A 22,545-nucleotide genomic window follows, 5' to 3' on the forward strand; every position below is an offset into this window, starting at 1 on the left:
TCAACAGTTTGCCCGCGACATCGCGCGGGTCCTGGCGAACATGACGTCTCGGACTTGCCGGGCCGGATCAGCAGACGAAGCCTCTCCCATCAAAGCGTTCGCTGGAGGTGACCTCACCCGCAACAGCTCACGCGCCGGCAGCCAAAGCGCCATATGCGCCGCCAGCGTTAACCTTCGGATGTCCTGGTAAACAAAAGGTAAACTTCGTTAACGCCGGACGCTTTTTGCCCAGCCCTGTGAGGCATTTATGCCGCGATGTCCGGCATTTTACCGGATTTGGGGCCCAAAGCGGGCCGTTTCGCCCGTTTGGCCGTTAACCAGTCCTAACTATTTCCGCACACCCCGCCCGGCGAGCTCGACCAGGCCGTGCAGGAAGTCGACGAACGCGATGCCCTCGGCCTTCAGCGCCTTGGGGTAGAGCGAGGACTTGGTCAGCCCGGGGAGCGTGTTGGTTTCGAGATAGATGAGGCCCTTGGCCGAGACGATGAAGTCCGAGCGGGAATAGCCGGTGCAGGACATCGCCCGGTGCGCCAGCATCGCCTGCTGCTTCAGCGCGGCGGTGATCTCGGGCGTGAAACGGCCGGGGCAGATCTCCTGGGTCGATTTCAGAAGGTATTTCGCGGCGTAGTCGAAATTGCCCTCGCCCGGAATGATCTCGATCGGCGGCAGCGAGACGATTGAGCCGTCGGTGCGCTCCAGCACGCCGCAGGTTGCCTCGACGCCGGCGACATAGGGCTCGATCACATACTCCTCGTGCTTCGCGGCATTGCGGACGGCGACGAGGTCCTGCCTGGCGTTGACGAAAATCAGGCCGTAGCTCGAGCCGTCCCGCGCCGGCTTTGCGATCAGCCGGCCGTATTCGGCGAAGGCCTCGTCGATATCATCCAGTGCAATGTTTTCCGGCGGCGTCACGCCGCCGAGTGCGGCGAAGCGCTTCGCCGCGATCTTATCGAAGGCGAGATGCGAGGAGGCCGAGCCCGAGCCGGTGAACGGCACGCCGCGCGCCTCGCACATCACCTGCAATTCGCCGTTCTCGGCACGTCCGCCATGCAGGCCGAGCACCAGCACGCGGTTCTCCGCCTTGGCCTGGTCGAGCGCCTGCGCCAGCGCAATGCCTGATGTGCCGGGCTTGAACTCGTCTTCGAAGGGGCGAGCATGTTCGAGCAGCTGCTTCGACTGCACCACATGCACCTTGTCCTCGACGTCCCACCACCAGAGATCGGCCTCGGGCAGCGCCTGATGCAGCGCCTGGGCCGAGGCAACCGAGACAAGACGCTCCCGGTTGGAGCCGCCGAAGAGGATGGTGATGCGCATGTCTTCCGTTACCTATCCAGTCGTCATTCCGGGATGCGCCGCAAGGCGCAGGCCCGGAATCCATACTCCCGATCGTGGTTATGGATTCCGGGCTCTCGCTTCGCGAGCCCCGGAATGACGGTGATCATGAAACCCCGATCCGCTTGATTTCCCAGTGCAGCTCAATTCCGGAATTGGCCTTCACGCGCTCGCGCACGGTCTCGCCCAGCGTCTCGATGTCGTGCGCGGTGGCATCGCCCGTGTTGATCAGGAAATTGCAGTGCATCTCCGAGACCTGCGCGCCGCCGACGCGCAAGCCGCGGCAGCCGGCGGCGTCCACCAGCTTCCAGGCGGAATGGCCGGGCGGATTCTTGAAGGTCGATCCGCCGGTCTTTTCGCGGATCGGCTGCGCGGTCTCGCGATGGCTCTGTACCTCCGCCATGCGCGCGCGGATCGCGTCCGCATCCTTGACCTCACCGCGAAAGCGCGCAGACGTGAAGATGATAGACGGATCGACGCCGCTGTTGCGATAGACGAACTTCATGTCGGCATTGGCGAAGACGTGCTTCGTGCCGTCGCGCCCGACGCCTCGCGCCTCGATCAGCACGTCCTTGGTCTCGCCGCCATTGGCGCCCGCATTCATGCGCAGCGCACCGCCGATGGTGCCGGGAATGCCGAAATAGAATTCGAGCCCGCCGATATTGGCGGATGCCGCCACCTCCGCCACGCGCTTGTCGAGCGCAGCCGCGCCGGCAGTGACGATGTCACCGCTCGCGGTCGCCTCGCCAAAGGTGCGCGGCGCCAGACGTATCACCACGCCCGCAATGCCGCCGTCGCGCACGATCAGGTTGGAGCCGACGCCGACGACATAGACCGGGATGTCGGAAGCGAGATGCGCGAGGAAATAGGCGAGATCGTCCTCGTCCGCCGGCGTGAACAGCACCTGCGCCGGACCGCCGACGCGAAACCAGGTCACCTCGGCCAGCGACTGGTTGGCCAGCAGCCGGCCGCGCAGATCAGGCATCGCGGCTTTGAGCGAGGGGGTGATGTCGGGAAAACCCACCGGCCTCACCCCAGCGCCTTCAATTCGCCGGGCAGTGCATACGCCCATTGCGTGATGTTGCCGGCGCCAAGGCACACGACGAGATCGCCCGATGTCGCGAGCCCCTTGACGATGCCCGCCAGCTCCGGCGCCGCCGGCAGCGGGACCACCTCGCGGTGGCCATGGGCGCGCAGGCCGGCGACGAAATGATCGCGGTCGATGCCATCGATCGGCGCTTCGCCGGCGGCATAGACATCGGCGACAACAACCGCGTCCGCATCGTTGAAGCAGGTGCAGAATTCCTCGAACAGCGATTGCAGGCGGGTGTAGCGGTGCGGCTGCACCACGGCGACGATCTTGCCGTTGGTGGATTCCCGCGCCGCCTTCAGCACTGCTGCGATCTCCACGGGATGATGGCCATAATCGTCGATGACGGTGACGCCGTTCCACTCGCCGGTCTTGGTGAAGCGACGCTTGACGCCGCCGAAGCCGGCGATCGCCTTGCGGATCGCATCGTCCGTAACGCCGAGCTCGCGTGCGACGGCAATCGCGGCCGTCGCATTCGAGGCGTTGTGCCGGCCTGGCATCGGCAGCATGAGATCGGCGATCTCGTGCACGACGCCGGTCTTGCGATCGCGGAACGCGACCTTGAATTTCGATCCGCCACCCATCGGGGTGAGATCGACCAGTCGCACATCGGCCTGCGGATTCTCGCCATAGGTGATGATGCGGCGATCCTCGATCTTGCCGACGAGACTCTGCACCACGGGATGATCGATGCACATCACGGCAAAGCCGTAGAACGGCAGGTTCTCGACGAAATGACGGAAGGCGTCCTGCACCGCCTCGAAGGTCTTGAAGTGATCGAGATGCTCGGGGTCGACATTGGTGACGATCGCGACATCGGTCGGCAGTTTCAGGAACGTGCCGTCGCTCTCGTCGGCTTCCACCACCATCCAGTCGCCGGCGCCGAGACGTGCGTTGGAGCCGTAGGCGTTGATGATGCCGCCGTTGATCACGGTGGGATCGAGCCCGCCGGCATCGAGCAGCGTTGCAACCATTGTCGTCGTCGTGGTCTTGCCATGGGTGCCGGCGATCGCGACGCAGCTCTTCAGCCGCATCAGCTCGGCCAGCATCTCGGCGCGGCGGACCACGGGAATGCGCCGCTCGCGTGCCGCCATCAATTCCGGATTGTCGCGCTTGATCGCGGTGGACACGACGACGACCTCGGCGCCGTCGACATTCTCCGCCTTGTGGCCGACCGAGACCTTGGCGCCCTTCTTGCGCAGACGGTCGAGATTGTAATTGTCGGAGGCGTCCGAGCCCTGCACGGCGTAGCCGAGATTGACCAGCACCTCGGCGATCCCGCTCATGCCGATCCCGCCGATCCCGACGAAGTGGATGGGTCCGATCTCGCGCGGCAGTCTCATGCTCTATCCCGTCGTTCCGTCGTCATGCCCGGGCTCGTCCCGGGCATCCACGAATCCTAGCGTCTTTCTTGCAAGACGCGGATGCATAGGCACTCGGTATACCGAGTGCCGTCTCTTTTGAAAGTACCAAGTCGGATAAATCCGACTTGGTGTGACAAGCCCGGCCATGACGAGTAACATTCAAAAGTCGGCCCTTTTTCGTCATTCCGGGGCGCTCGCAGCGCGAGCGAACCCGGAATCTCGAGATTCCGGATCGGTCCGCTTTGCGGCCCGTCCGGAATGACGAGTGCTAAAGGCCCGCGACCTTGACCACCAGATCGGCCAGCCGCTCGGCGGCATCGAGCCGCCCTGCCCCCTTCGCAGCCGCAGCCATGGCGGCAAGGCGCGCCGGCTCGGCGGCGAAGGCGGAGATTTCGGAAGCCAACCGATCCGAGGTGAACTCGGTCTGCGGAATGCGGATCGCGCCATCGACCTTGGCCAGCACGCCGGCATTGGCGAACTGGTCCTGGTCGATCGAGCCCGGCAGCGGCACCAGGATCGACGGCCGGCCGATGGCGGCGAGCTCGGCGACGGTGCCGGCGCCGGAGCGCGACACCACCAAATGGTTGGAGGCGAGCCGCGCCGGCAGATCGGTAAAGAACGGCGCGAGCTCGGCATTGATCTTGAGCCTGTCGTAGACCGCGCGCACGCGATTCATGTCCTCGTCGCGCACCTGCTGTGTGAGGATGAGCCGGCCCCACAGCGCAGGCTCGAGCCGCTCGATCGCGCCTGGCACGATGTCGGCCATGATACGCGCGCCCTGGCTGCCGCCGACGACGAGCAGGCGCAGCGGGCCGTTCGCCTCGGGCGCGGCATAGGCCACGGCGGCTGCGGCGAGGATCGCCGGTCGCATCGGCGTGCCGACGGTCGTGGTCTTGCCTGATAGCGCCGGGTCGCGGTCGAGCACGCCCGGCAACGACGTCGCGATGGCGCGGACGCGGCTCGACAGAAACCGGTTGGCGCGGCCGAGCACCGCGTTGGCGTCATGGATGATGCCGGGCACGCCGGCGAATTTTGCCGCGACCAGCGGCGGCAGCGTCGGATAGCCGCCGAAGCCGACGACGGCGACGGGCTTCAATCGCTTGATCAGGCTGTAGGCCGACAGCGTGCCGGCGGCGAGCGTGAGACCGGCATAGGCGAGCTGGAGCGGATTGCGGCCGCGCGCAGTCTCGCTCGAGACGACGTCGATCATGTCCTTGCTGAACAGCCCGCTGTAGCGCAGCGCCCGTTCGTCCGTGACGAGACGCACGCGAAAGCCGCGCCGGATCAATTCGACGCCGAGCGCCTCGGCCGGAAACAGATGGCCGCCGGTGCCGCCCGCGGCGAGAAGAATCAGGGGGGAGGTGTCCATGAAGACGCCTTTTACTAGGTCTTTCCCGTCATTGCGAGCCAAGCGAAGCAATCCAGAATCCCTCCGCGGGGACAGTCTGGATTGCTTCGCGGAGCCTGTCATCGGGCCGCGCTTCGCGCGGACCCGTTCGCTCGCAATGACGAAGGATCACGCGTAGCTGCGCATCGCCTCGGCGTGGCCGCTGGCCTCGACCTCGGTGCGCGGGCGCAGCCGCGTCAGCGCCAGCATCATGCCGACGCCATAGGCGAGCGATACGATCGAGGAGCCGCCATAGGAGATGAAGGGCAGCGTCATGCCCTTCGCCGGGATGAGCTGGAGGTTGACCGACATGTTGATCGCCGCCTGCACGCCGAACAGGATCGCAAGGCCGGAGGCCGCAAAGCGCGAGAACATGTCCTCATTGGCATAGGCCCGCGACAGCGTTCGGACGACGACGAAGGCGAACAGCGCCAGCATGGCAAGGCACAGGATGATGCCGAACTCTTCGGCGGCAACGGCGAACACGAAGTCGGTATGACTGTCCGGCAGGCTGCGCTTGGCGATGCCCTCGCCCGGTCCGAGCCCGAACCAGCCGCCGTTGTAGAAGGCCTCCATGGCGGTATCGACCTGGAAGGTGTCGCCCGAGGCGGGATTCATGAAGCGCCTGATGCGGCCGGCGACGTGCGGGACGAACAGATAGGCGCTGAACAGCCCGGCGGCGCCGAGGCCGGCGAGCCCGAACACCCAGATCATGCGCATGCCCGCGATGAAGAACAGCGAGCCCCACACCATCAGGACCAGCATGGTCTGGCCGAAATCTGGCTCCATCACCAGCAGCGAGACCAGCATCAGCAGCAGCACCAGCGCCATCGAGGTCGCCGGCATCTCCGGCCGCCTGGTCGATTCCGCGAACAGCCACGCGGCGATGACGACGAACGATGGTTTTGCGATTTCGGAGGCCTGGATGTTGACGCCGAGCAGCGTGATCCAGCGCCGCGAGCCCTTCACTTCCGGGCCGATCGCGAGCGTCACCACGATCAGGATGATGCTGACCGCGAAGATGAGCAGCGCGCTTCGCCGGATCGCGCGCGGCGACAGGAAGGAGACCCCGAGCAGCACCAGGCAGGACGGCGCCAGGAACATCACGTGCCGGCTGAAGAAATGGAAGGGATCGAGCCCGATGCGGGTCGCAACTGGCGGGCTCGCCGCCAGCGACAGGATCACGCCGGTCAGCATCAGCGCCAGGATGGCGCCCATCAGTGGCTTGTCGACGGTCCACCACCACTCGGAAAAGGGGGTGCGTTCTTCACGGGAGAGCATGGGCGGCCGCTTTCGGACAGAGGTCAGTCCATTGGTCGCCGAGGTTGGTTACCGGGGGGTTAAGGAAAAGCGGATGTTTGGAGATGATCCCCGCCGCCGCCACGCAACTCACTGTCATGCTCCGGCTTGACCGGGGCATCCAGTACGCCGCGGCCTCTCGGTTCAATCACCACCGCCTCTCGAATACTGGATCGCCGCCTTCGCGGGCGATGACAGCGGAGTATGGCGAACGAGCGCCCTCACACCACCGGCTTCACACCCGGCAGCGCCTGCACCAGCTCGCGGAACTTGGTGCCGCGGATCTCGAAGTTGCGGTACTGATCGAAGGACGCGCAGGCGGGCGAGAGCAGCACGACCGCGTCGGTGAGCCCCGAGGCCTCCGCATCGCGCGCGGCGTGCTCGACGGCAACGTCAAGCGTCTGGCTGATCTCGTGCGCGACCGAGCCCAGCGTTCCCGAAAACTCCTGCGCGGCCTCGCCGATCAGATAGGCTTTTCGGATGCGCGGGAAGTAGCCCGTCAGGCTCGTGATACCACCCGCCTTGGGCTTGCCGCCGGCGATCCAGAAGATTTCCGAAAAGGACGACAGCGCATGCGCGGTGGCATCCGCGTTGGTGCCCTTGGAGTCGTTGACGAACAGCACGTTGCCGCGGCGGCCGACCTGCTCCATGCGATGCGCGAGGCCCGGAAAGCTGCGCAGGCCGTTCTGCAGCACATCCAGGCTGATGCCCATCGCAAGCGCGGCCGCGGCGGCGCAGGCCGCGTTCTGGGCGTTGTGCAGGCCGCGCAGCGAACCGATGCCGCCGAGCCTGGCGACCTCGCTGCGGGCGCCGCCGGCGGTGCGCACGATGGTGCCGTGCTCGACATGGATGCCGCTCGCCAGCGGGTTCTTGACGGAAATGCGCACCACGTTCTTGCCGGCGCGGTCGAGCCGGTCGGCGATGTCGCGGCAAAAACCGTCATCGACGCCGACGATCGAGGTGCCGCCCGCCTGCACGCTGGCGACGAGACGTTCCTTCACCGCGGCGTAGTGCGCGATGGTGCCATGACGGTCGATGTGGTCTTCGCTGACATTGAGCAGGATGCCGACGGAGGGATCGAGCGAGGGGGTGAGGTCGATCTGGTAGGACGACATCTCGATGACGTGGACGCGGCCCGTGCGCGGCGGCTCCAGCGACAGGATCGCGGTGCCGATATTGCCACCCATCTGGGTGTCGTAGCCGGCGACTTTGGTGAGATGCGCAATCAGCGCCGTCGTGGTCGACTTGCCGTTGGTGCCGGTGATGGCGACGAACGGCGCATCCGGCGCATGGCGCCGCCGCTCGCGGCAGAACAGCTCGATGTCGCCGATCACCTCGACGCCGGCCTCGCGCGCCTTCAGCACGCTCCAGTGCGGCACGGGATGGGTCAGCGGCACGCCGGGCGCGAGCACCAGCGCTGCGAAATTCGCCCAGGAGACGTCGCGCAAATCCGCGGTGATGAAGCCGGCCTGCGCGGCCTTGGCGACGTTCTCGGCATTGTCGTCGGCGGCGATCACCTCGGCGCCGCCGGCCTTCAGCGCGTGACAGGACGCCAGCCCCGAGCCGCCGAGGCCGAATACCGCGACTGTCTTGCCGGCGAAGGAGGTGACCGGGATCATGGCCTCAACCCCGTCATTCCGGGGCTCGCGAAGCGAGAACCCGGAATCTCGAGATTCCGGATCGCCGCTTCGCGTCGTCCGGAATGACAGCGAAAATCGACCACCATAGAAGTCACCGCAGCTTCAGCGTCGAGAGGCCGGCGAGCGCCAGCATCACCGAGATGATCCAGAAGCGGATCACGATCTGCGGCTCGGTCCAGCCGAGCTGCTCGAAATGGTGGTGGATCGGCGCCATGCGGAAGATGCGTTTTCCGGTGAGCTTGAACGACACCACCTGCACGATGACGGAGACCGCCTCCAGCACGAACAGGCCACCGATCACCGCGAGCACGATCTCGTGCTTCACCGCGACCGCGATGGCGCCGAGCATGCCGCCGAGCGCGAGCGAGCCGGTGTCGCCCATGAAGATCGAGGCCGGCGGCGCGTTGAACCAGAGGAAGCCGAGGCCGGCGCCCAGCAGCGCGCCGCAGAGCACCGCGAGTTCGCCGGTACCGGCGACATATTTGATCTGGAGGTAGTCGGCGAACACCGCGTTGCCGGCGAGATAGGCGATCATCGCAAAGCTCGCGGTCGCGATCATCACGGGCACGATGGCGAGGCCGTCGAGACCATCGGTGAGGTTCACCGCATTGCCGGCGCCGACGATGACGAAGGCGCCGAACACGACGAAGAACCAGCCGAAATGCAGCACGGTGTCCTTCAGGAACGGAATCGTCAGCGCGGTCGACGCGGGATCGCGGTTCAGGCGCACCAGCGCGTAGCAGGCCACCAGCGCGATGGCCGCCTCGATCAGCAGGCGAAGCTTGCTGCCAAACCCGGTCGTGGTCTGCTTGGTCACCTTGAGGTAGTCGTCGTAGAAGCCGACGAAGCCGAAGCCGAGCGTCACCGCCAGCACGATCCAGACATAGGGATTGAGCGGGTTGGCCCACAGCACCGTGCCGACCGTGAGGCCGGACAGGATCATCAGCCCGCCCATGGTGGGCGTGCCTTTCTTGGCGAGATGCGATTGCGGTCCATCGGTCCGGATCGGCTGACCCTTGCCCTGGCGGATGCGCAAATGATCGATGATCCAGGGCCCGAACAGGAACACGAACAGCGCGCCGGTGACCACCGCGCCGCCGGTGCGGAAGGTGATGTAGCGGAAGACGTTCAGGAAGGTGCGAAAGGCACCGAAGCCCGGAAATGTGTTGGAGAGCTCGATCAGCCAGTAAAACATTCAGTCGGTCCTATGGCGCCTTCGCACGGGCCTTGGTTTTAATCTTGGCCTCAGCGTGCCTCACGCGCATTCGCTGGTCTTCATCATGGGGTCGGGCGACCTCTGGGAAAACGCTTCGCGCCGCAAAGGGTGGGATTCGGGAACAGCGCCTTCCAAGCAGTTTACGCCTTTGCCTGCAAGGCGGCCACTAGGCCCGGCACAAACTTGTTGACCCAGAACATCTTCTTGCTGCCCTTGACAACCACGACGTCGCCTGCCCTCAGCAGGCTTGCGACCTCGCCCGGCTTCAGCGTGGCGGGATCGTCGTGCCAGCCAAGGCCCTTGCCGGCCGGCAGCACGTCGAAGAGGTGGCGCATCAGCGGCCCGACGCAATAGACACCATCGATGCCTTCGAGATGCTTGGTGAGGCCGGTGTGGTAGCTCGGTGCGTCACCGCCCAGTTCCAGCATATCGCCGAGCACCGCAATGCGGCGGCCACCAGTCACGTTGCGCGCCTGCAGGCTTTGCAGCGCAGCAGCCACGCTGGCCGGATTGCCGTTGAAGCTGTCGTCGATCACGGTGACGCCGCCGACCGCCTGCTCGACGCCTCGGCCGGTCATGATGCCGACGCGGTCGAGCTTGATCGCGAGCGTCGCGGCATCGAGGTTCGCCGCGCGGATCGAAGCAAGCGCGGCGAGCGAATTCTGCACGCGGTGCGGCGCGCCCGGCGTCAGGCTGAAGGCGATCTGCTTCTTGCCGATCATCGCCACGATCTGCCAGCTCTCGCCATGCGGCGCGTGCGTGACCTCGTGCACCTCGGCATGCTCGCCGAAGCGCACCACCTTGCCCTTCCATTCGGATGCCTTGAGCCCGGCGGGCAGCACCAGCACGCCATTCTCCGGCAGGCCGAGCGCGATCGAGACCTTCTCGCGCCGGATGGCCTCGAGCGAGCCGAGCTTTTCCAGATGCACCGGCTGGACGTTGACGACGAGCGCGACGGTCGGTCGCGTCAGCTCGCTGAGCCGCGCGATCTCGCCGGTCTGGTTCATGCCCATCTCGACGACCCAGAGGCTGGCATCGGGCCGCGCATTGCACAGCGTCAGCGGCACGCCCCAGAAATTGTTGAAGCTCGACGGGCTCGCATAGGCGCTCGGATAAGCCGCCAGAAATTCCTTGGTGCTGGTCTTGCCCGCGCTGCCGGTGAGCCCGATCACCGGCCCGTTGAAGCGCGCGCGTGCAGCGCGCGCGAGGCCCCAGAGGCCGTCGATCAGCGTGTCCTTCACGACGATCTGCGGGATGCGGATGCCCGCGATCTCGTGCGGCACGATCATCGCGACCGCGCCCGAGGCTTCCGCCTTGTCGGCGAACTCCCAGCCGTCGCGCGCGCTGGCGAAGGCCGAGATGAAGCCGCCGCTCGGCGTGCCGCTGAGCGCGACGAACAGGCTGCCCGGCTTCACCAGGCGGCTGTCCTGCGTCACGAAGTCGATCGGCGTATCCGGGAATGATCCGGCAGCGCCCAGCGCCCGCGCCACCTCCGCAACCGTCCATATTGGCGCGCTCATGCAACCCTCGACGCTAGTGCGGCGGCAACCGCCTCGTGATCACTGAAGGGCAGCACCTCGCCGCCGACGATCTGCCCGGTCTCGTGGCCCTTGCCGGCGATGAGCAGCGCATCGCCCTCTTCCAGTTCCTCGATCGCGGCGCGGATCGCCGCGGCACGGTCGCCGATCTCGCGGGCGCCCTTCGCAGTGGCGAGGATCGCGGCGCGGATCGCTTCGGGCTGCTCGCTGCGCGGATTGTCGTCGGTGATGATGACGCCGTCGGCATTGTCCGCGGCGATCTCACCCATGATCGGACGCTTGCCGGCATCGCGGTCGCCGCCGGCGCCGAACACGACGACCAGCCTGCGCTTCGCGTAAGGCCGCAGCGCCTGCAACGCCTTCGCCAGCGCGTCGGGCTTGTGCGCATAGTCGACGAAGATCGGCGCGCCGTTGCGCTCGCCGACACGCTCGAGCCGGCCCTTGGCGCCTTCGAGATGTTCGAGGCTCGCGAACACGTTTGCCGGATCGCTGCCGGTGCCGATGGCAAGACCGGCCGACACCAGCGCATTCTCGATCTGGAATTCACCGACCAGCGGCAACCGGATCGCGTATCGCTTGCCGCGATGCTCGACCGTGAGCTTTTGCGAAAAGCCCTCGACCTCGGCCTCGGTGAGGCGAATGCCCTCGCCCAACCCGTCGCCGTGACGGCCGACCGCCATCACGCGCAGGCCGCGCGCCTTCGCCGCATCGATTGCTTCGGCCGAGCAATCATGATCGGCCGAAATCACGGCCGCGCCACCAGGCGGGACCAGATCGCGGAACAGCCGGAGTTTCGCCGCAAGATAATGCGCGACGGTCGGGTGGTAATCCATGTGATCGCGCGAGAGATTGGTGAAGCCGCCGGCGGAGACGCGCACGCCGTCGAGGCGATATTGATCGAGCCCGTGCGAGGACGCTTCGAAGGCGAGATGCGTGACGCCCTCGCGCGCGATCTCGTCCAATTGCCGGTGCAGCGCGATCGGGTCCGGCGTCGTCAGCGAGCCGTAGACGGTGCGCCTGGGCGAGACCAGACCGATGGTGCCGATGCTGGCGGAGGCGTGGCCCAGCCGCTCCCAGATCTGGCGCGTGAACGCCGCGACCGAGGTCTTGCCGCTGGTGCCGGTCACCGCGGCGATGGTCGCGGGCTGCGACGGGAAAAATCTGGCGGCGGCCAGCGCCAGCGCGCGGCGCGGATTGGCCACCGGGACGAACGGCACCTTGCAAGCGGCCGGCGCATGATCGCCGACGATCGCCACCGCACCTGCGGCGACCGCCGCATCGATGAAGCGTGCGCCGTCGGTCTTGCTGCCTGCGAGCGCGAAGAAGAGATCACCCGGCCTGACCACGCGGCTGTCGAGCGCAAGCCCCGTCACTTCGAGCGCCGCGACAGCGGGCTCGATTGCGGCGTCATTGCCTGAGAGATCGCGCAGTTTCATGGTCGTCCAGTCGACATGCCGGAAAGCCGAATCGCCGGAAACTCCCGACTCAGCACCGGCGATGGCCTACCCGGTTGATTACTGGGTTGTCCTGGATGCTGCAAGAATAAGGCGCTCGGACGGCGGCAGGTCGAACCGCGGCTCGACGCCCAGGAGCGGCGCGATCCGCTCGATCACCTTGCCGCCGGTCGGCACCGCGTTCCAGCCCGAGGTGATGAAACCCTTCGTTTCAGGGATCGCCTGCGGCTCGTCCAGCATGATCAGGATCTGATATTTCGGATCGTCGCAGGGCATGATCGCGGTGAAGGAGTTGAGCACGCGCTTCTTGGCATAGCGGCCGTTGATGACCTTCTCGGACGTGCCGGTCTTGCCGCCGACATAGTAGCCCTTGACGTCCGCGGTCTTGGCGGTGCCGATTTCGGCGTTGAGCCGCATCAGGAACCGCATCTTGTCGCTGGTGTCCTGCTTGATCACGCGCTTGGCCATCGCCGCCGCTTCCGCTTCGCTGCGCTTCATGAAGGTCGGTGGAATCAAATAGCCGCCGTTCACCAGGGCGTTGATGCCCATCACCGCCTGCAGCGGCGCGACCGACAGGCCCTGGCCGAACGCGGCGGTGACCGTGTTCAGCTCGCTCCAGCGGCGCGGGATCAGCGGAGCTGCGCTCTCCGGCAGCTCGGTGCGCAGCCGCGTCAGCTGGCCCATCTTGGCGAGGAACGCCTTGTGCGCCTCGACGCCCTGGCCGAGCGCGATCCGTGCGGCGCCGATGTTGGACGAGAAGGTGAACACTTCCTTGGTGTTGATGAAGCGTCCGAGCGGATGGCTGTCGTGGATGGTGAACTTGCCGTAGTGCAGGTTTCCGCGCGCATCCCACGACGAGTTCAGATTGATCTTTCCGGAATCGAGCGCCATCGCCAGCGTGAACGCCTTGAAGGTCGAGCCCATCTCGTAGACGCCGGTGGTGAGGCGGTTGATGCGATCGGGGTCGTGCGCTTCCTTCGGATTGTTCGGGTCGAAATCCGGAAGCGAGACCATCGCCACGATCTCGCCGGTCTTGACATTCGAGACGATGCCGGAGGCGGCCTTGGTGTGGTACTTTTCCTTGGCCTTCAGCAGTTCGTCGCGCAGCGCGTGCTCGACGCGCAGATCGACCGAGAGCTCGATCGGCTTTTGCAGGCGGTCGGTGGCAAAGCCCGCGCGGTGGAGATCGGCGAGCCCTTGATTGTCGAGCCACTTCTCCATGCCGGCGATGCCCTGGTTGTCGATATTGACGAGACCGATGAGGTGGGCGACCTCGTTGCCGGTCGGGTAGACGCGCTTGTTCTCGCGCAGGAAGCCGATGCCGGGAATGCCGAGCTTGTGGATGTCCTGCTGCTGCTTCGGCGTGATCTCGCGCTTGAGCCAGACGAAGCCCTTGCGTGTCTTCAGGCGCTCGCGCACCTCGGCCTCGTCGAGGTCGGGCACGGTCGCGGTCAGGAGCTCGATCGCCTCGTCCTTGTCGATGATGCGGCGCGGCTCGCCGAACAGGCTCGCCGCCTTGACGTCGGTCGCCAGGATGGCGCCGTTGCGGTCGACGATGTCGGGCCGCGCAGTCGCAACCACCTCCTGCGACGCCGCACGGCGCGCACTGTGGGCGTCGGCACCGATCGCGAACATCACCAGCCGGCCGCCGATCAGGACGTAGACCGAGGCGAAGGCGAGCATCGCAAGTCCAACGCGCGCGCGCGCCTTCGCGGCGCGGTCGACATTGCGCCCGTAGAGCAGGCTGCGGATCAGCCGCTGCCGCCAGGGTTCAGTCGGTTTGGCCGGAGTCACGGCGCTCATTGCTTGTCCTCGGGCTGCGGCACGGAGCCCGTCACGGTGTCGGGGTCGCTCGCGGCTTCGATGGTGTTGAGCATGGCCCCGATCGGGTCGGGCTCGCCGGGCCTGAACATCCGCGGCGGACGCTCGGGCAGGTTCTTCAGCGAGTCATATTGCGTGCCGTTGACCGGCTTGAGCGGCAGGTGCCGCTCGGACAGGCCCTGCAGGCGCAGGGGCGCATCGAGCTTGGCCCATTCGGAGCGGAGCGAGGCGATCGCATCGCGCTGCTCGCGGATCTCCTGATGCAGCCGCAATACCTTCTCCGTGCGCGCGGTGGAGTCCATCTTGATCCGGTAGACATAGGCCGCCGCGAAGATCAGCGCGCCGATGACGAGGAGGTGAATGAAGCGCATGCGCTAGCCTCCCCTCATCACGTCGGAGAGTCTTGGCCAGGACGAGGACTCGTCGTCCTTGTGCGCCGGCGCCGAGGTGCGCTCCGCGGCGCGCAGTTTTGCCGAACGCGCGCGCGGGTTATGCGCAACTTCGTCCTCTCCGGCGACGACAGGCCGCCGCGTCAGGAGCTGAAAGCTCGGCGCGGTTTGCGCGACTTCCGGCAGGTGCCGCGAGCCGCCGCCGGTCTTGGACCGCTCGGCGAGGAAATTCTTGACGATACGGTCTTCCAGCGAATGGAACGAGACGACCACGAGGCGACCGCCGGGCTTGAGCACGCGCTCGGCCGCAGCGAGCGCGGTCTGGAGTTCCTCGAGCTCCTCGTTGACGAAGATGCGCAGGGCCTGGAACGTCCGCGTCGCCGGATGAATGTCGCCGGGCTTGGAGCGAACCACCCTGCCGACGAGGTCGGCGAGCGCGCGCGTGGTCGTGAACGGCGTCTCCTGCCGGTCCGCGACAATGGCGCGGGCGATGCGGCGCGACTGCCGCTCCTCGCCGAAGAGATAGATGATGTCGGCGAGATCGCCTTCCGAGGCGCGCGCGACCACATCGGCCACCGTCGGTCCCGCCTGCCCCATTCGCATGTCGAGCGGACCGTCGAGGCGAAACGAGAAGCCGCGTCCGGCCTGGTCGAGCTGCATCGAGGACACCCCGACGTCCATCACGACGCCGTCCACGGCATCGACGCCGTGCGCCGCGCAGACGTCGGCGAGATTGGAGAAGCGGTCCTCGACCAGTGTCAGCCTACCGGCAGAGCGCTCGACCAGTTCGGCGCCGCCAGCGATTGCCGTGCGGTCGCGGTCAATGGCGATGAGTCGGGTTCCAGCCACGTCGAGGATGGCGCGGCTATAGCCGCCGGCGCCGAAGGTGGCGTCGACATAGATCCCGCCCTCGCGCGGCGCGAGATGATCGACGGCCTCGCGACCGAGCACGGGAATGTGAGGAGCGGAACTCATGCGCCACGCCTGCCGAACAACCAAGCCAGATCCGGGGCGAGCCAGCCCATAACGCCTCGAATGATTCCGCGTCGCGGCGGTTCCACGACCCAACCCTTGTCCAGCATGATTACCGAGCCCGGTCGTCCCGGGCCGCCAACCCAGTGTTCCCAGTGGAATTTGTCGGGCAGCCATGGGATTTCGAGCCAAAATACGCTTTGGCCGCCTCCGGACGCGGGTCGGCACTTCATCTCTCAGTAACGGCCCTTAGCGTTAAGAAAGCGTTGATCGGCCCGTTACAAGTCGAAAAGGTGAAGCGGCAGTGATGCCTCATCCACACACCCGGCCAAAATGCATCCGTTAACCGCGACGCGCGATTGCGCACGGCGGAGGGTAAAGGAATAGTAAAGAGAAGGGCTTGGCCCTCTCCTGTTCCGACTTGAGCTGTTTATGTCGTCCGGTTCGTCCACGCCATCTGGATCTGATTCGAAGCGCCAGCGCGTTCTCCCGGTTCCCAAGGCCGCGGCGAACATGCGGACGTTCGAGCCGGATTCCTCGATCGTCTCCGACATCATCCCCTCGCCGAACCATGGCGAGCGCGCCAAGGGACGGCAGCCGGACATGATCGTGCTGCACTACACCGGCATGCCCGATGTCGAGGGCGCGCTGGCGCGGCTGTGCACTGCGGGGACGGAAGTGTCGGCGCATTACGTCGTGCTCGAGGACGGCCGCATCGTGCAATGCGTGCCCGAGGCGAGGCGCGCCTGGCACGCCGGCGTCTCGTCCTGGGCCGGCGAGGACGACGTCAACTCCTGCTCGATCGGCATCGAGATCGTCAATCGCGGCCACGACTGGGGCTATCCGGAGTTTCCGCTGCGCCAGATCGCCGCCGTGATCGCGCTGTGCCGCGGCATCATGCTCCGCCGCAAGGTGGCGGCGCACCGCGTGCTCGGCCATTCCGACGTCGCGCCCGCGCGCAAGAAGGATCCGGGCGAAAAATTTCCGTGGCATTCGCTGGCCAATTCCGGCGTCGGCCACTGGGTCACGCCCACGCCCGTCGTGCGCGGCGAGAGCCTGATGCTCGGCACCATCAGCGACGAGGTGCTGAGCCTGCAGCAGGCGCTGGCGCGATACGGTTACGGCGTGCCGCTGACCGGCAAATACGATGCCGCGACCATGGAAGTCGTCACCGCCTTCCAGCGCCATTTCCGTCCGGCGCGGCTGGATGGGGTTGCGGATCATTCGACGCTGTCGACCTTGCAGGCGCTGCTGGCGAGCCTGCCGGACGGGACGGCGGTCGCGTCGAAATGACGGCGTAAGTCACACACTCCGTCATTGCGAGCGCAGCGAAGCAATCCAGACTGTCTCCGCGGGAACAGTCTGGATTGCTTCGTCGCAAGTGCTCCTCGCAATGACGGAGGGTGCGGCTACTACTCCATCTCCCTCATCCTTCGCGCATAGAGCCGCCGCAGCGGCTCCAGCTGCGTCGCCTCCGTCGCCGCGACATACGCCTCCACCGCCTCGTCCTTACGCCCGAGCCGTCGCAACAGATCCGCGCGCACCGCGGGCAGCAGCTCGTAGCCGCCAAGCCCGCCGCGCGCGGTGATCGCGTCGACGAGATCGAGCGCGCGCGCCGGGCCGTCGACCATCGAGATTGCGGCGGCGTGGTTGAGCTCGATCACCGGCGAAGGATTGATCCGCAGCAGCACCTCGTAGAGCCCGGCGATCTGCGGCCAGTCGGTCTCTTCAAAGCTCGGCGCGCGCGCATGCAGCGCGGCGATCGCGGCCTGCACCGCATAGGGTTGCGGCCGGCCGGGTATGTGCAGAGCGTCGTCCACGAGGCGCAGCCCTTCGTCGATCTGTGCGCGATCCCAGAGCGTGCGGTCCTGCTCTTCCAACAGCACAATGTCGCCGGCCGCAGTCTCGCGCCCGGCGCGGCGCGCATCGTGCAGCAACATCAACGCGAGCAGACCCTTGATTCCGGCGCGGTCGGGCATCAGCCGGTCGAGCAACCGGCCGAGCCTGATCGCTTCGACCGCGAGATCGGGCCGCATCAAATCCGCGCCCGAGGTCGCAACATAGCCTTCGGTGAAGACGAGATAGATCACGGCGAGCACGCCGTTGAGCCGCGGCGCCAGCGCGGCGTGCTCGGGCACTTCATAAGGAATGCCGGCGAGCCTGATCTTCTGCTTGGCGCGGACGAGGCGCTGCGCCATCGCCTCCTCGCCGACGAGAAAGGCGCGCGCGACCTGCGCGGTCGAGAGCCCGCAGACGGTGCGCAGCGTCAGCGCGACCTGGACCTCGATGGCGAAGGCTGGATGGCAGCACGTGAAGATCAGCCGCAGCATATCGTCATCAAGCGTCGCCGGCGGCTCGTCGGGCGCCTGCGCGTTGAGCTCGAGCTCATGCACGAGCGCCTGCTGCTTGCCGCGGAACACGGCCTGCCGCCGGATGCGGTCGATCGCCTTGTTGCGACCGACATTGACGAGCCAGGCGCGCGGATTATCGGGCACCTCGCCCGCCGACCAGCGTTCGAGCGCGACCGCGAAGGCATCCTGGAGTGCGTCCTCGGCGAGATCGAAATCGCCGACGAGGCGGATCAGCGTGGCAAGCACCCGCCCCGCCTCGTCGCGAAAAATCCGAGCGATGTCGGCAGAAAAGATCACTTGTAGATCATGACCGGCCTGACTTCGATCGAGCCTTCCCTGGCTTCGGGAATCCGCGCCGCCAGCGAAATGGCGGTGTCGAGATCCTTGGCCTCGACCAGATAGTAGCCGCCGAGCTGCTCGCGGGTCTCCGCAAACGGGCCGTCGGTCGTCAGGGTCTTACCCTCGCGCACGCGCACGGTGGTCGCCGTCGTGGTCGGCTGAAGTCCGTCGCCGGCCTTGAAATGGCCGCTCTGGACGATGGACTGGGTGTAGGCGCCGTACTCCGCCGACACTTTCTGACGCTCGGTCGCGTCCATATTGATCAGTTTCTGTTCGTTCCGGTAGATCAGCAGCAGGTACTGCATGGCTTACTCCTGTTGTTCGGCTTGATTGCCGACATCCAGTCGAACGGGGCCAACATCAAACGACATCCTCGGGATAATTATTCGATATCAGCGGACGAGATCATTTGTAGATCATGACGGGCCTGACTTCGATCGATCCGTCCCTGGCTCCGGGAATCCGCGCCGCCATTGCGATCGCGGCGTCGAGGTCTCTCGCTTCGACGAGATAATAGCCGCCGAGTTGCTCGCGGGTCTCGGCGAAGGGACCGTCGGTCGCGAGCATCTTGCCGTCGCGAACGCGAACAGTTGTCGCAGTCGAGGTCGGCTGAAGCCCGTCGCCGGCCTTGAAGTTGCCGCTCTGGACGATGGACTGGGTGTAGGCGGAATACTCCGCCAACAGCTTCTGGTAATCCGCAGGGTCCATCTTGCTCTGTTGAGCTTCGTTCCGGTAGATCAGCAGCAGATACTGCATCGCTTAACTCCTGTTGCTCGGCTGGATCGCCGGCATCCAGTCGAACCGGGCCCACGCCCAACGACATCTTCAGGATAAATTATTTGCAGATCGCGTGCGCGACGATCTCGGCTTGACGAAACCGTCACAAATGCCCATGCCTAGGCCGTCAGTCGGCCGGACGGCCGCTCCGGCAACGGTCGAAAGGCCGCCGGGGAGGAAAGTCCGGGCTCCCTTGACATACGGTGCCGGATAACGTCCGGCGGGGGCAACCCCAGGGAAAGTGCCACAGAGAACGAACCGCCCTGCTTCGCCTTCGGGCTTCGCAGGGTAAGGGTGAAAAGGTGCGGTAAGAGCGCACCGCGGGTCCGGCAACGGAGCCGGCATGGTAAACCCCACCGGGAGCAAAACCGAATAGGGACGGCGAATGCGGGCCGATCGCGCAAGCGATAACGCCGCGGGGCGATGTCAGGCCCGCCGTCCGGGTAGGTTGCTCGAGGCCATGTGCAAACATGGCCCCAGAGGAATGGCCGTCACGTATCGTTCGCGCAAGCGGACGGTGCCCTACAGAACCCGGCTTACAGGCCGGCTGATATTCTAAAGCGTTTTCGAGCGAAGTGGTTTTCCGGTTCGCCTGAAGAAGACGCGTCTTACTAAGACGTGACGAGGGGTTCGATGCTGACCGCATCGGACCCCTCACCATTTTTGCTGCTGTCATTCCGGGACGTGCGCAGCACGAACCCGGAATCCATCGAGCCGCAGAGTTGGTGGAGGAATGGATTCCGGGTTCTCGCTTCGCGAGCCCCGGAATGACGGCTGTGGGTCAGGCGACGATCTCGTTCAACACACCCATCAGCGCCTCCGGCGCCGTCACGTTCGGCGCATGACTCGCGTCGAGCTCGAAATAGCGCCAGCCCTCCTCGTTCTTCGTGCGCTTCGCAAACTGCCCGAACACATCGCCCGGCGGAATGCGTCTGCAATAGATGTAGCTGCGCGGCATGGCCGGCTCACCATGTTCCAGCTTCAACTTCGTCTCGAAGCATTTGATCGGCATGTTGATGCGGCGCGCGTTGAGCCAGTCGAGATCGGCCTGCGGCGTATCCGATGGCGGCGGGTTCGGCGGGATGCGGTAGCCGTCGGCGGTGGCCGCCGCCTTGCGCATCGGCTCGCGCCCGCTCTCGTTGAGATCGAACAGCGACTGGCCGTCACGCGGCACGAAGGCGTCGAGATAGATCAGCTGCGTCACGCATTCGCGCGCGCGGTCGGCAACGCCGGTCGCGACCATGCCGCCATAGCTGTGGCCGAGCAGCACGATGTCGCTGAGGTCCTCGAATTTGATGACGTTGAGGATGTCCTGGATGTGCGTCTCGAGATCGATCGCGGGATTGGCCAGATGCGAGCGCTCGCCGAGCCCGGTGTAGGTCGGCGCGACCAGGCGGTGGCCCGCCCGCGCCATCAGCGGATGCATCTTCTTCCAGGCCCATCCGCCGGACCACGCGCCGTGACAGAGCAGGAAGGTCTTCGCGCGTGCGGCCATTGGCGTTTCCATCGTTCTTGTTTGTACGATGGAGTGTAGCGGCCGCGCGCGCGATGTAAACGCTACCCGCTCACGCCGCGCGCGTATTCACTTTTGCGAGGACGAGCGCACCGGCCTCGCGCCGCAACTTGCCAGCCTCGAAGCCATGCATGCCGAGCTGCCATTGCAGTCCGACGATGGCGCCCTTGGTCGGTTGCAGCAACGCAAGCGAAGCGAACAGCGTCACCGGCAACCACACGGCCAGTTGCAGCCAGACCGGCGGGGCATAGGCGGTCTCGACTGCGAGGATCGCCGGGACCACGAGATGGCCGACCACGACCATGACGAGATAGGCCGGAAAGTCATCGGCGCGCTGATGGAACAGCTCCTCGCCGCAATGGTCGCAAGCCTCCGCCACTTTCAGGAAGCGTCCGAACATATGTCCTTCGCCGCAGTTCGGGCACTTGCCGCGAAAACCGCGCCACATCGCCTTTGCCAGGGAAACTGAACCGGTCGCCATGACGACACCTCTTCCGTTCTGATGATCCATACAATACTATCTTGCATCCATACATTCAAAGGATATGGGCCTAAATTGCATGGATTGGACCCCTACAATCTCGGAGCTGAGCGGGCCGCGTTACCAGCGCATCGTCGATGCCATGGAGGCCGACATCGCAGCCGGCCGGCTGGTGCGTGGCCAGCAGCTGCCGACGCAGCGCGCGCTGGCAAAAGCGCTCGACATCGACCTCACCACGGTGACGCGCGCCTACACCGAGGCGCGGCGCCGCGGCATCCTGGAGGCCCGGGTCGGCCAGGGCTCGTTCGTGTCGGAGACCAGCGCGCGCCGCGCGGTCGATCTGCCGCATCCCGTTGCGATCGATCTCTCGATGAACGTGCCGCCGCATCCGCTGGAGGCGCAGCTCGACGAGCGCATCATCGCCGGGATGGAGGCCATCCGCGCGCAATCGGGGTTGACCGCGTTCCTGAACTACCAACCGCCCGGCGGCAGCGCGCATGAGCGCGAGGTCGCGGCGCGGTGGATGCGCGCGCGCGTTCCGCACGCGCACGCCGACAGGCTCGTGATCTTTCCCGGCACGCAAACCATTCTGTTCAACCTGCTCGCCCATCTCGCGCGGCCCGGCGACGTCGTGCTCACGGAAGCGCTCACCTTCCCCGGCATCAAGGCCGCCGCGGCACGGCTCGGCATCAAGCTCGTCAGCGTCGCCATGGATGACGGCGGCATCCTGCCCGATGCGCTCGCAAAGGCCTGCCGCCCGCACGGACCGAAGGCAGTCTACCTCATCCCGACGCTGCACAATCCGACCACGGCGACACTTTCCGCCGAGCGGCGCGGCGCCATCGCAAGGATCATCCGCGATGCCGACACGACGCTGATCGAGGACGACGCCTACGGACTGCTCGACCGCTCGGCAGCGCCGATCGCCAACCTCATTCCGGAGCGGACCTATCTGGCCACCACGCTGTCAAAATGCATCGCACCGGCACTGCGGGTCGCTTATCTCGCGGCTCCCGACAACGCCGCGCAGCAGGAAATGCGTTCCTATTTGCAGGCCACCGTGCAGATGCCGGCGCCGCTGATGGTTGCGCTGGCGACGCATTGGCTCGAGACCGGCATCGCCGATCGCATCATCACCGCCATTCGCAACGAGGCGGTGGGCCGCCAGCAACTCGCGCAGCGCGCACTGAAAGGCTTTCAATTCCTGGCCAAGCCCGCCGCCCATCATCTGTGGCTGCGTCTGCCGGAGGGCCGCCCCGATGTCGCGGCGCATCTGCTTCGGAATGGTCTCGCGGTCGTGGCCGGCGATGCCTTCACCGTCGACGGGACGCCGCCGCATGCGGCCCGTGTCTCGCTGGGCGCGGCACGCAACAGGGCGGAATTGACCGAAGCACTGCGCATCCTCGTCGGCGCGCTGCACAAGCCCGCCGACATCAGGCAGATCGTCTAGAGCATGATCCGGAAAAGCCCGACGCCGCAGACCACGCCTGCGTGCAGGATGGATTGACCTGCACGGCCGCAGCCGTGCTATGCGGGCGGTGGCGATCGACAATTCGGGATCGCCGGTGGCGACAAGGACAAT

The 22,545-nt window shown here is 66.0% G+C and carries 19 protein-coding genes and 1 other RNA gene; 3 read left to right on the forward strand and 17 right to left on the reverse strand.

Annotated elements, in window-relative coordinates; all coding sequences use genetic code 11:
• Positions 1 to 327: 327 nt before the first annotated feature.
• From XI08_RS24035 to rsmH, 12 genes are all read right to left on the reverse strand, one after another.
• Positions 328 to 1,314, reverse strand: a complete 987-nt coding sequence (locus XI08_RS24035) for a D-alanine--D-alanine ligase family protein (protein ID WP_271576223.1) — start codon at positions 1,312 to 1,314, stop codon at positions 328 to 330.
• 124 nt (positions 1,315 to 1,438) lie between these two features.
• Positions 1,439 to 2,356: a UDP-N-acetylmuramate dehydrogenase gene (gene murB / locus XI08_RS24040; protein WP_271576224.1), complete on the reverse strand. Its 918-nt coding sequence runs from the start codon at positions 2,354 to 2,356 to the stop codon at positions 1,439 to 1,441.
• Between the two features lie 5 nt (positions 2,357 to 2,361).
• Positions 2,362 to 3,765 carry a UDP-N-acetylmuramate--L-alanine ligase gene (gene murC / locus XI08_RS24045; RefSeq protein ID WP_271576225.1) on the reverse strand — a complete coding sequence of 468 codons (1,404 nt, stop codon included), beginning with the start codon at positions 3,763 to 3,765 and terminating at the stop codon, positions 2,362 to 2,364.
• 289 nt (positions 3,766 to 4,054) lie between these two features.
• Positions 4,055 to 5,155 (reverse strand): undecaprenyldiphospho-muramoylpentapeptide beta-N-acetylglucosaminyltransferase, encoded by a 1,101-nt coding sequence (gene murG, locus XI08_RS24050; RefSeq protein WP_271576226.1) that lies wholly within the window; start codon positions 5,153 to 5,155, stop codon positions 4,055 to 4,057.
• A 147-nt stretch (positions 5,156 to 5,302) separates the two neighbouring features.
• Entirely contained in the window at positions 5,303 to 6,454 is a 1,152-nt protein-coding gene (ftsW, locus tag XI08_RS24055) for a putative lipid II flippase FtsW (RefSeq protein ID WP_271576227.1), read from the reverse strand.
• A gap of 239 nt (positions 6,455 to 6,693) precedes the next feature.
• Complete coding sequence (gene murD, locus XI08_RS24060) at positions 6,694 to 8,091, reverse strand: UDP-N-acetylmuramoyl-L-alanine--D-glutamate ligase (RefSeq protein WP_271576228.1); 1,398 nt, start codon at positions 8,089 to 8,091, stop codon at positions 6,694 to 6,696.
• Between the two features lie 112 nt (positions 8,092 to 8,203).
• Positions 8,204 to 9,307, reverse strand: coding sequence for a phospho-N-acetylmuramoyl-pentapeptide-transferase (mraY, locus tag XI08_RS24065; RefSeq protein WP_011089345.1), 1,104 nt, complete (start codon positions 9,305 to 9,307; stop codon positions 8,204 to 8,206).
• A gap of 161 nt (positions 9,308 to 9,468) precedes the next feature.
• Complete coding sequence (locus XI08_RS24070; protein WP_271576229.1) at positions 9,469 to 10,848, reverse strand: UDP-N-acetylmuramoyl-tripeptide--D-alanyl-D-alanine ligase; 1,380 nt, start codon at positions 10,846 to 10,848, stop codon at positions 9,469 to 9,471.
• Positions 10,845 to 12,302 carry a UDP-N-acetylmuramoyl-L-alanyl-D-glutamate--2,6-diaminopimelate ligase gene (locus XI08_RS24075; protein ID WP_271576230.1) on the reverse strand — a complete coding sequence of 486 codons (1,458 nt, stop codon included), beginning with the start codon at positions 12,300 to 12,302 and terminating at the stop codon, positions 10,845 to 10,847. Before XI08_RS24075 ends, XI08_RS24070 begins: the two co-directional genes overlap by 4 nt.
• A gap of 78 nt (positions 12,303 to 12,380) precedes the next feature.
• Complete coding sequence (locus tag XI08_RS24080) at positions 12,381 to 14,123, reverse strand: peptidoglycan D,D-transpeptidase FtsI family protein (RefSeq protein WP_271576231.1); 1,743 nt, start codon at positions 14,121 to 14,123, stop codon at positions 12,381 to 12,383.
• Positions 14,120 to 14,512 carry a cell division protein FtsL gene (gene ftsL, locus XI08_RS24085; RefSeq protein WP_271576232.1) on the reverse strand — a complete coding sequence of 131 codons (393 nt, stop codon included), beginning with the start codon at positions 14,510 to 14,512 and terminating at the stop codon, positions 14,120 to 14,122. Before ftsL ends, XI08_RS24080 begins: the two co-directional genes overlap by 4 nt.
• 3 nt (positions 14,513 to 14,515) lie before the next feature.
• Positions 14,516 to 15,505: a 16S rRNA (cytosine(1402)-N(4))-methyltransferase RsmH gene (gene rsmH, locus XI08_RS24090; RefSeq protein WP_271576233.1), complete on the reverse strand. Its 990-nt coding sequence runs from the start codon at positions 15,503 to 15,505 to the stop codon at positions 14,516 to 14,518.
• Between the two features lie 510 nt (positions 15,506 to 16,015).
• Here rsmH and XI08_RS24095 point away from each other — a divergent pair.
• Entirely contained in the window at positions 16,016 to 16,795 is a 780-nt protein-coding gene (locus tag XI08_RS24095; protein WP_271576234.1) for an N-acetylmuramoyl-L-alanine amidase, read from the forward strand.
• A 119-nt stretch (positions 16,796 to 16,914) separates the two neighbouring features.
• Here XI08_RS24095 and XI08_RS24100 read toward each other — a convergent pair whose 3' ends face one another.
• From XI08_RS24100 to XI08_RS24110, 3 genes are all read right to left on the reverse strand, one after another.
• On the reverse strand, positions 16,915 to 18,150 hold the full coding sequence (locus XI08_RS24100; RefSeq protein WP_442869856.1) for an RNA polymerase sigma factor: 1,236 nt from the start codon (positions 18,148 to 18,150) through the stop codon (positions 16,915 to 16,917).
• Positions 18,147 to 18,497, reverse strand: a complete 351-nt coding sequence (locus tag XI08_RS24105; RefSeq protein ID WP_271576235.1) for a YciI family protein — start codon at positions 18,495 to 18,497, stop codon at positions 18,147 to 18,149. The genes XI08_RS24100 and XI08_RS24105 overlap by 4 nt, the downstream gene beginning before the upstream one ends.
• Before the next feature lie 100 nt (positions 18,498 to 18,597).
• Positions 18,598 to 18,948 (reverse strand): YciI family protein, encoded by a 351-nt coding sequence (locus tag XI08_RS24110; protein WP_271576236.1) that lies wholly within the window; start codon positions 18,946 to 18,948, stop codon positions 18,598 to 18,600.
• Positions 18,949 to 19,096: 148 nt separating this feature from the next.
• Between XI08_RS24110 and rnpB the strand changes: the two genes are divergently transcribed.
• Positions 19,097 to 19,524: RNase P RNA component class A (gene rnpB / locus XI08_RS24115), an RNA gene on the forward strand.
• A 226-nt stretch (positions 19,525 to 19,750) separates the two neighbouring features.
• Here the strand turns inward: rnpB and XI08_RS24120 are convergent.
• Positions 19,751 to 20,464: an alpha/beta fold hydrolase gene (locus tag XI08_RS24120; RefSeq protein ID WP_271576237.1), complete on the reverse strand. Its 714-nt coding sequence runs from the start codon at positions 20,462 to 20,464 to the stop codon at positions 19,751 to 19,753.
• A gap of 70 nt (positions 20,465 to 20,534) precedes the next feature.
• A complete protein-coding gene (locus XI08_RS24125) occupies positions 20,535 to 20,993 on the reverse strand; it encodes a DUF983 domain-containing protein (RefSeq protein WP_271576238.1) in 459 nt (152 codons plus the stop codon).
• 49 nt (positions 20,994 to 21,042) lie between these two features.
• Between XI08_RS24125 and XI08_RS24130 the strand changes: the two genes are divergently transcribed.
• Positions 21,043 to 22,413 carry an aminotransferase-like domain-containing protein gene (locus tag XI08_RS24130; RefSeq protein ID WP_271576239.1) on the forward strand — a complete coding sequence of 457 codons (1,371 nt, stop codon included), beginning with the start codon at positions 21,043 to 21,045 and terminating at the stop codon, positions 22,411 to 22,413.
• Positions 22,414 to 22,545: the final 132 nt, after the last annotated feature.

It is taken from the genome of Bradyrhizobium sp. CCBAU 11361 (assembly GCF_028128935.1).
Taxonomy (GTDB): Bacteria; Pseudomonadota; Alphaproteobacteria; order Rhizobiales; family Xanthobacteraceae; genus Bradyrhizobium; species Bradyrhizobium niftali.